Source organism: Paractinoplanes ovalisporus, from assembly GCF_016834655.1.
Classification (GTDB): Bacteria; Actinomycetota; Actinomycetes; order Mycobacteriales; family Micromonosporaceae; genus Actinoplanes; species Actinoplanes ovalisporus.
The window spans coordinates 140,468-153,964 of the sequence record NZ_JAENHP010000004.1 but is presented as its reverse complement, the minus strand read 5'-3'; the positions used below and the strand labels follow the sequence as shown (position 1 = coordinate 153,964).

11 protein-coding genes are annotated in these 13,497 nt (G+C 69.6%); 8 read left to right on the top strand and 3 right to left on the bottom strand.

Annotation, left to right across the window (positions count from 1 at the left end; translation table 11 throughout):
- Positions 1–169: 169 nt before the first annotated feature.
- The 3 genes from JIG36_RS14850 (at position 170) to JIG36_RS14840 (ending at position 5,427) form a co-directional block, all read left to right on the top strand.
- Positions 170–1,711, top strand: a complete 1,542-nt coding sequence (locus tag JIG36_RS14850; protein ID WP_203376876.1) for an acyl-CoA carboxylase subunit beta — start codon at positions 170–172, stop codon at positions 1,709–1,711.
- 12 nt (positions 1,712–1,723) lie between these two features.
- The gene (locus JIG36_RS14845; RefSeq protein ID WP_203376875.1) at positions 1,724–2,881 is read left to right on the top strand and encodes an acyl-CoA dehydrogenase family protein; all 1,158 of its coding nucleotides are present in this window, start codon (positions 1,724–1,726) and stop codon (positions 2,879–2,881) included.
- Between the two features lie 89 nt (positions 2,882–2,970).
- Positions 2,971–5,427 (top strand): ATP-binding protein, encoded by a 2,457-nt coding sequence (locus JIG36_RS14840; RefSeq protein WP_203376874.1) that lies wholly within the window; start codon positions 2,971–2,973, stop codon positions 5,425–5,427.
- 266 nt (positions 5,428–5,693) lie between these two features.
- Here JIG36_RS14840 and JIG36_RS14835 read toward each other — a convergent pair whose 3' ends face one another.
- Positions 5,694–6,179, bottom strand: a complete 486-nt coding sequence (locus tag JIG36_RS14835) for a MarR family winged helix-turn-helix transcriptional regulator (protein ID WP_203376873.1) — start codon at positions 6,177–6,179, stop codon at positions 5,694–5,696.
- 105 nt (positions 6,180–6,284) lie between these two features.
- Between JIG36_RS14835 and JIG36_RS14830 the strand changes: the two genes are divergently transcribed.
- Positions 6,285–6,863: a YceI family protein gene (locus JIG36_RS14830; protein ID WP_203376872.1), complete on the top strand. Its 579-nt coding sequence runs from the start codon at positions 6,285–6,287 to the stop codon at positions 6,861–6,863.
- 154 nt (positions 6,864–7,017) lie between these two features.
- Positions 7,018–8,484, top strand: coding sequence for a glutamate-cysteine ligase family protein (locus JIG36_RS14825; RefSeq protein WP_203376871.1), 1,467 nt, complete (start codon positions 7,018–7,020; stop codon positions 8,482–8,484).
- Positions 8,485–8,725: 241 nt separating this feature from the next.
- Here JIG36_RS14825 and JIG36_RS14820 read toward each other — a convergent pair whose 3' ends face one another.
- Positions 8,726–10,522, bottom strand: a complete 1,797-nt coding sequence (locus JIG36_RS14820) for a Hansenula MRAKII killer toxin-resistant protein 1 (RefSeq protein ID WP_203376870.1) — start codon at positions 10,520–10,522, stop codon at positions 8,726–8,728.
- Between the two features lie 165 nt (positions 10,523–10,687).
- Here JIG36_RS14820 and JIG36_RS14815 point away from each other — a divergent pair, with 165 nt between their 5' ends.
- Positions 10,688–11,728 (top strand): PASTA domain-containing protein, encoded by a 1,041-nt coding sequence (locus JIG36_RS14815; RefSeq protein WP_203376869.1) that lies wholly within the window; start codon positions 10,688–10,690, stop codon positions 11,726–11,728.
- A 4-nt stretch (positions 11,729–11,732) separates the two neighbouring features.
- Here the strand turns inward: JIG36_RS14815 and JIG36_RS14810 are convergent, their stop codons facing one another.
- Positions 11,733–12,032 carry a hypothetical protein gene (locus JIG36_RS14810; RefSeq protein WP_203376868.1) on the bottom strand — a complete coding sequence of 100 codons (300 nt, stop codon included), beginning with the start codon at positions 12,030–12,032 and terminating at the stop codon, positions 11,733–11,735.
- 372 nt (positions 12,033–12,404) lie between these two features.
- Here JIG36_RS14810 and JIG36_RS14805 point away from each other — a divergent pair, with 372 nt between their 5' ends.
- Both JIG36_RS14805 and JIG36_RS14800 read left to right on the top strand, forming a co-directional pair.
- Positions 12,405–13,286, top strand: a complete 882-nt coding sequence (locus tag JIG36_RS14805) for a helix-turn-helix domain-containing protein (protein WP_203377403.1) — start codon at positions 12,405–12,407, stop codon at positions 13,284–13,286.
- Positions 13,250–13,474 (top strand): DUF397 domain-containing protein, encoded by a 225-nt coding sequence (locus JIG36_RS14800; protein ID WP_203376867.1) that lies wholly within the window; start codon positions 13,250–13,252, stop codon positions 13,472–13,474. Before JIG36_RS14805 ends, JIG36_RS14800 begins: the two co-directional genes overlap by 37 nt.
- Positions 13,475–13,497: the final 23 nt, after the last annotated feature.

Genomic DNA, 13,497 nt, shown 5'->3' with positions numbered 1-13,497 from the left:
GGCGCCACGAGGCGTCGGGCAGTAACCGGTGCCCCTCCACGGTGCCGGGAGCAGTGAAACGGACGGGAGTCTCCGCAGCCGGCGGAGGCTCCCGTCCGTCGTTGCCGCGTGCGTACGCAATGGGCTAACCTAACGCTCGTTAAACTTTAACGACCGTTCAGGAGGGCCGATGGCCGACAACCTCGTGACCCACGACGAGGCGCTCGCCCAGGTCCGCAAGCGGGTCCTGGCCGGCGGCGCCGAGCGCTACCACGCTGCCAACGCCGCCAAGGGCAAGCTCTTCGCCCGTGAACGCATCGCGCTGCTGGTCGACGACGGCTCCTTCGTCGAGGACGGGCTCTATGCCAACAGCATGGCCGACGGCCTGCCCGCCGATGGTGTGATCACCGGGATCGCGCGGGTCGACGGCCGTGAGGTCTGCCTGATGGCGAACGACTCGACGGTCAAGGCCGGTTCCTGGGGCGCCCGCACGGTCGAGAAAATCATCCGGATCATCGAGCGGGCCGTGCAGTACGGCGTACCGATGATCTATCTCGTCGACTCGGCCGGCGCGCGCATCACCGACCAGGTCGACCTGTTCCCCGGTCGTCGTGGCGCCGGCAAGATCTTCCACACCCAGGTCAAGGCGTCCGGGGCGATCCCGCAGGCGTGCGCGTTGTTCGGCCCGTCGGCGGCCGGCGGGGCATACATCCCGGCCTTCTGCGACATCGTGGCCATGGTCGACGGCAACGCCAGCATGTACCTCGGCTCCGACCGCATGGTCGAGATGGTCACCGGCGAGAAGACGACGCTCGAGGCGATGGGCGGGGCCCGGGTGCACTGTGCCGAGTCCGGTGTCGGCCACTTCCTCTGCAAGACGGAGCAGGACGCGCTCGACACCGTACGGGGGTATCTGTCCTATCTTCCGTCCAATTGGGAGCAGGCGCCGCCCGTGACCGAGGCGAAGGCGTCGCCCGGCACCGACCTGGGTGCGCTGGTTCCCGAGAGCGAGCGCCAGGCCTTCGACATGCGGCGTTACATCAAGGGCCTGGTCGACGCCGGTTCGTTCTTCGAGATCCAGGCGCTCTGGGCCAAGGAGCTCACGATCGGGTTCGCCCGGCTGAACGGCGAGGTCGTCGGCGTCGTCGGCAACAACTCGATGTTCAAGGGCGGCGTCCTGTTCCCCGACTCCGCCGACAAGGCCTCGCGTTTCGTGCAGCTCTGCGACGCCTTCAACGTCCCCCTGCTGTTCCTCTGCGACGTGCCCGGGTTCATGGTCGGCTCGGCGGTCGAGAAGCAGGGCATCATCCGGCACGGCGCCAAGATGATCACCGCGATCTCCGAGGCCACGGTGCCCAAGATCTGTGTGGTGGTCCGCAAGGCGTACGGCGCCGGCCTCTATGCCATGGCCGGCCCGAGCTTCGATCCCGAGGCCACGATCGCCCTGCCCACCGCCAAGATCGCGGTGATGGGGGCCGAGGCCGCGGTGAACGCGGTCTACGCCAACAAGATCGCCGCCATCACCGACGAGGCCGAGCGCGCCGCCTTCGTGGCCGCGCGCCGCGCCGAGTACGAGCAGGACATCGACATCATGCGACTGGCCAGTGAGCTGGTCGTCGACACCGTCGTCGAGCCGGGCGACCTGCGCGACGAACTCATCCGCCGCTACCGCGCCGCCCGCGGCAAGGAGCGTTTCTTCGCCCGTCGGCGCCACGGCGTCACGCCCGTCTGACAGGAGCACACCATGGTCGACTTCCGGCTCGACGAGGAGCAGGAGGCGCTGCGCGTCAGCGTGCAGGAGTTCGCGCGCGAGCAGGTGGCGCCGGTGATCGCCGAGCACTACGAGAACAAGACCTTCCCGTACGACGTGATCCGTCAGATGGGCAAGATGGGTCTCTTCGGCCTGCCGTTCCCCGAGGAGTTCGGCGGCATGGGCGGTGACTACTTCGCGCTCTGCGTCGCGCTGGAAGAACTGGCCAGAGTGGACAGCTCGGTGGCGGTCACGCTCGAGGCCGCGGTCTCGCTGGGCGCCATGCCGATCCACCGTTACGGCACGCCCGAGCAGAAGGAACAGTGGCTGCCCCGGCTCACCTCGGGCGAGGCGCTGGCCGCCTTCGGCCTCACCGAACCCGGCACGGGGTCGGACGCGGCCGGCACCAAGACCCGCGCGGTCTACGACGAGGCGACCGACGAATGGGTGATCAACGGCAGCAAGGCGTTCATCACGAACTCCGGCACCGACATCACCTGCCTGGTCACGGTCATGGCGGTCACCGGCACGAACCCGGACGGGTCCAAGGAGCTGTCCACGATCATCGTGCCGTCGGGAACACCCGGCTTCACCGTCGCGCCCGGCTACTCCAAGGTCGGCTGGTGCGCGTCGGACACCCACGAGCTGGCCTTCGACGACGTATGCGTCCCGGCCGCCAACCTGCTGGGCGAGCGCGGCCGCGGGTTCGCCCAGTTCCTGCGCATCCTCGACGAGGGCCGGATCGCGATCGCGGCCCTCTCCGTCGGCCTCGCCCAGGGCTGCGTCGACGAGTCGGTCCGCTACGCCGGCCAGCGCGAGGCGTTCGGCCAGCCGATCGGCACCTACCAGGCGGTCCAGTTCATGATCGCCGACATGGAGATGCGGGCCCACATCGCGCGTCTCGGCTACTACGACGCGGCCGCCCGCATGCTCGCCGGCGAGGACTTCAAGCGCCACGCCGCGATCGCGAAGCTGAACGCGAGCAACGCGGCCATGGAGAACAGCCGCTGGGCGACCCAGGTGCACGGCGGCTACGGCTTCATGAACGAGTCCGCGGTCGGCCGCTTCTACCGGGACGCCAAGATCCTGGAGGTCGGCGAGGGAACCTCCGAGGTGCAGCGCATGTTGATCGCCCGTGGGCTGGGGCTTTAGTGGCTTTTGATGGCCTGGCTTCGGTCCGCAATCCGACAAGAGCGGATCTCTGCTCGCCGCGCACCTGAACCCACCCTAAGTTCGGTGTCGTGGGGGCGAAAAACGGGGCCGAAGACGCGCCGGAGCAGGGCGGATTCGACGCCGTACTCCGGCGCGAGCGTCTGCGCGCCCGCCTGACCCAGGACGAACTGGCCACCCGGGCCGCGGTCGGCGTGCGCACGGTCCGCGATCTCGAACGCGGCCGTGCCTCCCGGCCGCAGCGCACCACCGTCGAGTTGCTGGCGGCCGCGCTCGGGCTGGCCGGCGCCGACCGCGAGGCGTTCCTGGCCGCGGCCCGTGGCCAGTCCACCGAGGACGCCCCGCCCGCCACCGGCTTCCTGCGGGTGCTGCCGACCGGCGAGCTGATCGGCCGCGACGACGACCTGGCCGAGATGGCGTCCCAGCTCACCGCGCCGGACGGCCCGCGTGGCATCACCCTGGTCGGCCTGGCCGGGGTCGGCAAGACGAGCCTCGCCTTCGTGGCCGCCCACCGGGCGGCCACGGCTTATCCGGGCGGTGTCGCCGGCATCGTGGTCACCGACGGCTGCACGGTGGGCGAGATGCTCGGCAGCATCTGCGCCGAGTTCGGGGTCGGCCGCCCCGACGACCTGCCCGCCCACTTCGACGGCCGGGCCGCCCTGGTCTTCGTCGACGCCGTCGAACGGTCGGCCGACGCGACCGCCGAGATGCTGACCCGCCTGCTCGAACGCCTGCCCACCCTGCGGTTTCTGGCCACCGGCCGGCATCCGATCGGCCTGCCCGCGGAACGTGTCTGGCCGCTGGCGCCGCTCACCGCGCCCCCGCCCGAGACCGCGGACACGCTGGAAGAGGTCACGGCATACCCGGCGGTCTCCCTGTTTCTGGAACGCCTCGGCCAGGTGCGCCGCACCGGGCCGGAACCCGACGAGATCGCACCCTTGGCCGCGCTGGTCCGTCGCCTGGGCGGCCTGCCGCTCGCGATCGAACTGGCGGCGGCGCGCGGCCGCGTGCTCACGATCCCCGAGATCCTCGACCGGTACGGCGACCGCCTGCTCGACCTCGACCGCCCGGGTTCGATCTCGCTGCGCGACGCCGTCGCCGCCAGCTACCGGCTGCTCAACCCCGAGGAACAGCGCGCGCTGCGACGCCTCGCGATGTTCCGCTACCGGTGGTCGATCGGCCTGGCCGAACAACTCCTGGACGACCCCCGCACCGACGTCGTGCACCTGCTCGACCGCCTGCTCGAGCTCGGTCTGCTCAGCGTGCGCGGCAGCCGCACGTTCCGGTTCCGCCTGCTCGACGTCGTCCGTGACTATGCCGCCGAGCGGGCCGCGGCCGAGGGGGAGCTGGACGAGGGCCGCCGCCGGCACGCGCGGGTGCTCGCCGACCTGGCCCACGAGATCTGGCCCGACCTGACCGGCGCCAAGCTGCCCGAGGCGGCCGGCCGGCTCGACGACGTGGCCGGCGACTTCGGCACCGCGCTGGCCTACGCCGCCGGCGAAGACCCGCACACCGCCCTGCGCCTGGCCGCCGCGCTGCCCCGCTGGTGGCGGTTCCGCGGGCGCGACGTGACCGGCCGCCAGTGGCTGCGCCGCCTGCTCGACGACCCGCGCACCACCGACGCCGACCCGGCCGTCCGGGCCTGGGCGCGCATCGGGTTGGCCCAGCTCGCCCGCGAGCACGGGGACGGTGCCGACGAGATCGGCTCGGCGAGCGCGGCGCTGGCCGAGTTCGCGCGGCTCGACGACACCGCGGGCCAGCTCACCGCACACGCTCAGCTGGCCGGGCTGTGGATGAGCGTCGGCGACTTCGACCGGGCGCGTGGGCACGGCGAGGCCGCCCTGACGCTGGCCCGGCGTGGCGGCCAGGCCCGTGACATGGCCGTGGCCGAGAACAACCTGGTCTGGCACGAGATCCGGCAGGGTGATCTGCCCGCCGCGCGCCGCCGGCTGGCCGCGGTCGAGGAACTGGCCGGTCGCGGCGGCGAGAAGCGGCTGCGCGCCCTGGCCCAGGCCAACCTGGCCGAGGTGCAGCGCCTGGACGGGCGGCCGGCCGAGGCGGCGCGGCTGGGCCGGCGGGCGATGACCGAGCTGGTGCGGCTGGGCGACCCCGGGCACCGGCGGCGGCTGCTGGCGACGATCGGGTTGGCGCTGGCCGACGCCGGGCGGCTCGACGAGGCCACGGTCGTGGTCGAACAGCTGAGCCCCGAGGAGGACGAGCCCCAGGACGGTCCCGCGGCCGTGGTCGAGGCGGCGGTGGCGCTGCGCCGGGGCGAATCGAAGCGGGCGGCCGAGTGTTTTGCCCGGGCCGCCGAGGCGTACGACGGCGCTCATGATCCGCGCGACGTCGTGGAGGCTCTTGTCGGGCTGATCGTCAGCACGCCCGACCAGGACGAGCGGGACACCGCCGTGCTGAGGCTCGGTCAGATGTGTCGCGCGAGTGGAATCACGCTGTTGCCCCGCGAGCGCGAGACGCTCGGCGCCGAGATGGTGGAAAGGGTCCTGGGTGGGCGTGGACGGTCGGCGTAGCGTGCCCCCCACGCGCCGACCGTCACAACGCCCCACCAGTTAAGCGGCGAGAACGAAGCTCCCCCGTCAAGCCCCGCCGTCGCCTCGGTCGCGCCGCATCCCCCTTGCGCGGATCACAGTAGCGGCGGCGCGCAGCCCTTCCTGGGAGATTTGTCCGTTTAGACCCGCGCGTCGCCCGATTCTGCCGGTAGTTCTGCCGGTTTACCCCAAGCATTCCGGCGCGGTGGTCACGGACGGCTTTATGTTGACTTCGGCGGGTTGTGCTTTCAGGCCGCGGAGCGTTCCTCGGTCGTGCCCGCCGTGGCGCACGGGTTGACCGCGTCACGGATCTTGCGGAGTGATCCGAGCATGTCGTCGAGTTCGGCCGGGCCCAGCTGGCCGATGAACCACTGCTGGAGTAGTTCGAGGTGACCCGGAAGAACCTCGTCGAGGCGGCGCAGGCCGGCCTCGGTGATCACGGCGAAGGAACTGCGCCGGTCGCTCGGGCAGGCCTCGCGGCGAACCAGGCCGTCGCGGTCCATGCGGTCGACCACGCGGGTCACGCCGCTGGTGGACAGAGAGGTCTGACCGGCGAGATCGGTCATGCGCAGACGCCGGCCGGGGGAGCGGGCCAGACGCATGAGCACCTCGAACTCGACGGCGGAGAGGCGGTGCTCCTCGAACTGGGCGGCAAAACGATTGGTCAGCCCCGTGAACGCCTCGGCGAAGAGCCCGAAGGCCGTGAAACGGGGGTCATTCAAGTCCGTACTCACGGGTACATGCTACACCGAGCACTTGACACAGGGAATATTGCTTGGCATATAGTTGCTCCGTCACACAAACACCGACCACACAGTGCTTGAGAGAAGGACACAGTCATGACCGAGTCCGTCGCCAACACCCGCGCGTTCGAGGGTCTGCAGATCCCGGCCGCCGGAACGTACGACCTGGACGCCGCACACAAGCGGGTCGGCTTTGTGGCGCGCCACCTGATGGTCAGCAAGGTTCGCGGTCAGTTCGCGGACGCCTCGGCCGTCATCACCATCGGCGAGGACCCGCTGCAGTCCTCGGTCACCGCGTCGATCAACACGGCCAGCATCGAGACCGGCCAGACCGACCGCGACAACCACCTGCGCAGCGGTGACTTCTTCGAGTCCGAGAAGTACCCGACCATGGACTTCCGCAGCACCGGCATCAAGAGCCACGCGGGCGCCGAGTTCGTGCTCGACGGCGAGCTCACCATCAAGGGTGTGACCAAGCCGGTCGAGCTGACCGTCGAGTTCGAGGGCGCCGGCCAGAGCCCGTACGGCTTCGCCGTCTTCGGTTTCAGCGCGACCGCCGAGATCGACCGCGAGGACTGGGGCCTGACCTGGAACATGGCCCTCGAGAGCGGCGGCGTCATGGTCAGCAAGAAGATCAAGATCGAGATCGAGGGCGAAGCCATCCGCCGCGCCTGAGATCCACAGTCGAGCCGCCGCCCGCAATCCGGGACGGCGGCTCGTTGCTGTCTGGCGTCACTCCCTCACGGATGGCAAGGTAGACCGAGCGCACGCACTCGCTCACACAGTGGTGATCGACGTTCGTTCTGTCCCCGGCCGCCCGGGAGGGTATGTGGGCAAGGAACTCGCGACCGTCGGATTCGCCCCCGAAGATCGCGCCACCTATCGGCAGAAGGTCCGCCGATGCCTCGACGTCTTCGCCCAGATGCTCGACCAGCACGCCTTCGACAGCAGTGACGGCATGACCGGACTCGAGATCGAGCTCAACCTGATCGACGACCGGGCCCGGCCGGCCATGCGCAACGCCGAGGTGCTGGCCCAGCTGGGCGACCCGGCGTTCCAGACCGAGCTCGGCCAGTTCAACATCGAACTCAACGCCCCGCCGCGGTCGATCGCCGGCCAGGGGCTCGCCGACTATGAGAACGACCTGCTCGAAAGCCTGGGCCGGGCCGCCGACAAGACCGACTGCGGGCTCGTGATGATCGGCATGCTTCCCACCCTCACCGCCGACCACCTGGTGCTCGAGAACCTCAGCGCCAACGAGCGGTATCGGCTGCTCAACGACGAGATGGCGGGCGCTCGCGGCGAACAGTTCGACCTCGACATCCGCGGCGTCGAACGGCTGCGCAGCGCCAGCACCTCGATCGCCCCCGAGGCGGCCTGCACCAGCGTCCAGTTCCACCTGCAGGTGCCGCCCGACCGTTTCGACCGCTTCTGGAACGCGTCCCAGGCGATCGCCGGCGTGCAGGTCGCGATCGGCGCCAACTCGCCCTTCCTGCACGGCCGCCGCCTGTGGGCCGAGACCCGGATCGCGCTGTTCCAGCAGGCCACCGACACCCGTCCGGAAGAACTCAAGGCCCAGGGCGTACGCCCGCGCGTCTGGTTCGGCGAGCGCTGGATCACCTCGGTGTTCGACCTGTTCGAGGAGAACGTTCGCTTCTTCGCGCCCCTGCTGCCGTTCCTCTCCGAGGAAGACCCGGGCGAGGTGCTGCGGGCCGGCGGCGTTCCCCGGCTGGGCGAGTTACGCCTGCACAACGGCACCGTCTATCGCTGGAACCGGCCCGTCTACGACGTCATGGACTCGCGGCCGCACCTGCGCGTCGAGAACCGTGTGCTGCCCTCCGGACCCACCGTGACCGACCTGCTGGCCAACGCCGCCTTCTACTTCGGGCTGGTGCGGCAGCTGGCCGAGGAGGAGCGTCCGATCTGGTCGCGGCTGTCGTTCGCCGCCGCCCGCGACAACTTCCACGCCGGTGCCGTCGGCGGGATCGATGCCACCCTCGCCTGGCCGGGGCTGGGTGAGGTGCCGGTTGCCGAGCTCGTGCGGTCGGTTCTGCTTCCCAAGGCTCATGCCGGGCTCGACCGTTACGGCGTCGAGCCTGCCCTGCGGGACCGGCTGCTCGGCGTCATCGACGAACGTTGCCGACTGCGGCGCAACGGTGCTTCCTGGCAGACCGAGGCCGTCCTTGCGGGGGAGCGTCGGGGGCTTTCCCGGGTTGACGCGTTGCAGCAGATGTTGCTCCGATATTGGGAGCTGCACCGCACCAACGACCCCGTCCACAGGTGGCCGACATTCTGATCTCCGACGACCGGATTTCTGCTTCCCGGGTTCTATCTCCGGCCGGCCGGGTTCCTGCTTCCCCGCGCCCATTCCCGACGGCTTCGCCCCAAGATCAAATGCCGGATGTCCCAGCGGGGTGGTGGGTGACGGACCGTCGCTCCCGCGGGGACCGCGGCGGGCTTCGCTGGCCGCTGGCGCGTCCAGGGCGCGAAGCCCACCACGGCGACGTGCGTGCATGGTTGCGCCCGAAAAGCGCTGGTCAGCCCTTGGGTTTGGGATTGATCTCGGCAATGGTCGGTGTGGACGGTGGGGGAGTCACCGTGGACTTCGGTCGTGCCGTTTCCGGGGCCGCCTTGGCCGGGGTCGTCTTCCTCGGGCGAGGGCGGGGCGGGCGTGCGGCCGCGGCGATCTCCGAGTCGATGGGAGCCGGGCTTCCGTTCGCCGGCTTGGGGCTTTTGTCCTGATCAGACGGTGTCGCGCCCCTGGTCGACGAGCGGCTAGCTGGGTTGCCGCCCGAGCCGCTGGCCGAGTTGCCGCCCGAGCTGGTGGCCGAGTTGCCGCCCGAGCCGCTGGCCGAGGTGCCGGCCGAGCTGGTGGGCGAGGTGTTGGCCGAGCCGGTGGATGAGGTGCCGGCCGAGCTGCTGGCCGCCGCGTTGCTGCCGCTCGACGTGCCGCGGCCCGCCGCTGAGCCGGTGCTGCCCGACGTGCTCCTGCCCTCCGATGTGCTCGCGGGCGACGACTTGGCCGAGGCCGACCTGTTGTCGCCCGTTTTGTCGTCGGCGACGGGCGTCGGCTGGGCCGGCACCTTCCGGCGGCCGAACAACCCCGACCGCGGCGGCTTCGGTTGCTTGGCCGGCGGCTGCTTCGGCTGTTCCTGCTGCTCGCGCGGCTCCGACTGCTTCCGTGATTCGGGTTTGCGCGGCTCCGGCTTCCGGGATTCCGGCCTGGCAGCGGAAGACGAGCCAGCAGAAGACGAGCCAGTAGAGGACGTGCCAGTAGAGGACGTGCCAGCGGAGGACGTGCCAGCTGAGGGCGTGCCAGCGGAAGACGCAACGCCGGAGGATGCAGCGCCAAGTGGGACGGAAGGCGCGGCGGAGGACGGCCCGGCCTGTGTCACCGGCGTGGTGGAACCCGACGGCTCGGCGACCCGGGCCGTACCGCTCACGACCGACCCGGCCCGGCGCGAACGCTGGTCCTGAACGGTCCGGGTGAGAGTCACCGTGAGCACCGACCCGGCCAGTCCGGCCAGTACCGCGTACGGGGAAATGAGATAGGCCGACTCTATGGGCCCGAGCGCCCCGGTGAGACGCGGCGCCAACGCCAGGAAAGCGATCGCGACCAGCAGCGGCCCGGCCAGACCGGACGTCGCCGCCCCCACCCCGAGGTCACCCCGGAGCGCGGCCGGGGCCACCGTCACCGCGCCGACCAGGAAGGCCGCCCCCAGCGTGAGCAGGGCGCTCGGCCAGTAGATGGTGCCGTAGAGCCCGCTGTTGGCCACCTCGGCGAACTGCCAGCTGGTCAGATAGGTGGCCGAGTCACGGTTCACGGTCAGCTCGACCGCGATCGCCGCGATCGCCAGCGCCCACAACCAGACCCCGGTGGCCATCAGATTGGCCGCCACCGGCCGGGACGACACCGCCCAGAACGCCACGACCAGGCCCAGCACAAGACCGACGACCGCGTAGCCACCGGCGACGACCTGGGGGCTGAGGGTGTCGAAGCGTACGGCGGAACGGGCCGGGAGCGCGATGAGCGCGACCGTCACCAGGGCCCCGACCGCCGCGCAGGCGGCCAGGGCGAAACGCCAGGGCCCGCTCGTGCGGGGACCGGGACCGTCCTTGTATCGGCTGCCGAGGACCGCTCCGAACACTGTGGCGCTCGCCGTGATCCAGGTGGCCCAGCCCAGGCTGCCCAGCCAGGCGCTGTCGTCGGGGGTCGCCGTGACCGGCCAGACCACCACGCCCAGGCCGTAGCCCAGACCCAATTGCGCGGCCCCGGTTCCGGCTGCGGCGCCCGCCGCAGTTGCTACCCGTGCCGTCCAGCCCTTGTCGGCCATGCGCCGCACTGTAGCGGTACCCGCCGATGCCTGCGAATCAAGGAGTCGATCCCTGTGTGTCCTTCTCACCTGTAGCCACCTGGTGTGTTTGTCCTGCGGAGATCAGACATGTCCCGGCAAGATTCGATACGTTGACCCCTGCGGGTGACGAGCCGGAGGAGAGCGATGTCCGACGAGAGCGACGAGACGCGACGTTTCTCGCCCGGCGACGCCGACGACCCGCCGCCCGAGCCGAAAAACCCGGGCCAACCGGCCGAGCCCGAGAAGCCGAGCCCACCCGCCGCCAAGAAGCCCGACCCCGACGCCACCCAGGTCGGAGGCACGCCGGCCGACTTGGATGCCACCCAGGTCGGAGGCACGCCGGCCGACTTGGACGCCACCCAGGTCGACGGCACGCCGGACGATGCCACGACCGTGGGCCGCGCCGCCGTGCCGCCCGCGGACGACGAGGACACGCTGCCCGGCAAGGGCAAACGGGACGACGACACGCTCGACGACGTACGCACCGTCCCGACGATCCGGGACGAGCCGACGGTCGTGACCGACAAACCCGGCTCGACCGCGGTGATGCCACCCGTGAGTGACGACGACTGGGCGCCCAGCCGGGCCAATCCGGCCTGGTCGGGCCGGGCCGAGGTGCGCCGGCCCCAGCCCGGGCGGGGTTATCCCGAGGTCGACTGGGCCGCCGCGGCGCCGGGCCGGCCGCAACGGGACCGTTGGTGGATGCCGATCGTGGTCGGCATCGTCGCGCTGATCCTGCTCGCCGTGCTGGGTTGGGCGATCTATCTGATCGTGCAGAACTCCTCGGGTGACGAGTCGCCGGCGCCCGCCACGAGCACTTCGGCTACTCCGAGTGAGACTGTCGCCACCCAGACGACGTCACCGAGCGCAACGCCGACCACCACCTCGCCGGAGCCGCAGCCGTCCACGACGGAGCCGAGCGCGAGTGAGATCACGATCCCGGCGTTGCGCGGGCTGTTCCTGGCCGACGCGCAGGAGGCCCTGCGGTCGACCGGGCTGAGCTATCGCCTGATCTATCGCCAGGCGGCCGACGTGCCGCCGGACACGGTGATCGACAGTGATCCGGTGGAGGGGCAGGAGGTCCCACCGGACACGACGGTCACCCTCGTGATCGCCATCGCGGCGACGGACACGCCGACGAACACGACCGAGCCCACGGTGCAGCCCGGGGCGGGCGGAAACTAGCTGGTCAGCGGTTGGTTCGGACCGTGCGGGTCTGGATCGTGCCGCTGACCAGGCCCGGCTGGCGACCGTTGCGGGCCCGGGGGTCGGGCGCCTTGCCGACGGCTCGCAGTCCACTGACCTGAACGAAGATCGACCGGCGCTCCACCGCGTCGCCCGACACGTTCAGTTCGTATCCGTCCAGCCAGATCCAGCCCTCGTACGTCGGCCAGTCGTGGACCCGGATGACACGGAACAGCATCGGCGCCGCGAATTGGACGCTCGCTGCCTTTGTCACGTGTATGACATCACCGGACCGAGGTAGCACGTCATCTCCTGCCCTGAAACCTTGACACGAAAGCACCAAGTGTGCCCGGCGTTAACGCCTGTGCAAGCTTTCGACGATGCCAATCATCGAAAGGGTTGCGGAACGTCACCGTCGCCGATCTCACAACCGGCCAGATGTGGATCAGTCCACGTCGGACGGTACATAAGATCGTCACCCCGTAAACAGTGGCGTATCTCTACGTTGAGCGGGACTCGACCCCATCGCCCGTACGGGCTGAGTGACGCGAGCCATACCGAAAAGATTGCACCACGAGTCCGGTCGATGCAAGTTGCATGTCAGCCCTTAGTGATTACCGGTTGGTAGGTCTTCGACAACTTGAATCGCTTAATGATCGACAGGAGACTGGTGGTCGTGAATCAACATCGCAGTCCCACCATTCGCCGCCGTCGGCTGGGGGTCGAGTTGCGCCGGCATCGGGAGGCGGCCCGGGTCACGATCGACATGGTGGCGGAGCGACTGGGTTGTTCGACGTCCAAAGTGTCCCGAATTGAGACGGGGCACACCAGCGCCAGCCCGTCCGACGTTTCGGCCATGTTGGACATCTACGGCGTAACCGACCAAGCCAAGCACGAGCTTGTCCAAATTGCCCGAGAAGCGCGGCAAAAGGGATGGTGGCACCCTTTCTCCACGGTTCTGACCGGGGCGTACGTCGGGTTGGAGGCCGCGGCCAGGTCGGTCCGGACGTACGAATCGCAGGTCATTCCGGGTCTTCTGCAGAGCGAAGAGTATGCAATTGCGATGATTCGGGCCGCCCGTCTGGGGGACAGCGACCAGGAAATCGACCAGCGGGTGCGCGTCCGCATGGAACGCCAGTCGTTATTGATTCAGGACAATCCGATTGATCTTTGGGTGGTGCTCGATGAGGCGGTGGTGAGCCGGCCGGTCGGTGGTGACGAGGTCATGCGTGATCAGTTAGTCAGATTGATCACGACGGCCCGGTCGCCGAACGTCACGTTGCAGATCTTGCCGTTTGCGGCGGGTGCACACGCTGGGATGGACGGCACGTTCGCCATTCTCGAGTTCGAGGAGGAGGGCGACGCGGACGTGGTGTTCACCGAGAATGCGACCGGTGGCCTGTTTCTCGAGAAGGCCGAGGAGCTCAGCAAGTACATCTCCATCTTCGAGACGATCCGGACGTCGGCCCTCCCTCCGGAGGAGTCCATCGGGATGATTCAAATGCTGGTAGAGGAGCCATTGTGGAAGTCGAAGCGAAGGGTTTCCGGATCGATCTGACCCGGGCGCAGTGGTTCAAGAGCACTCGTAGCGGGCCCAACTCCGACAACTGCGTCGAGGTGGCCTTCGTGGACGAGGCGATCGCGGTGCGGGACTCCAAGAACCCGCACGGACCGGCGCTGATCTTCACGCCCGCCGAATGGGACGCGTTCGTCGGTGGCGCCAAGGACGGCGAGTTCGACCTCTGAGTCTCGAGGTCGTCTCTGACGCG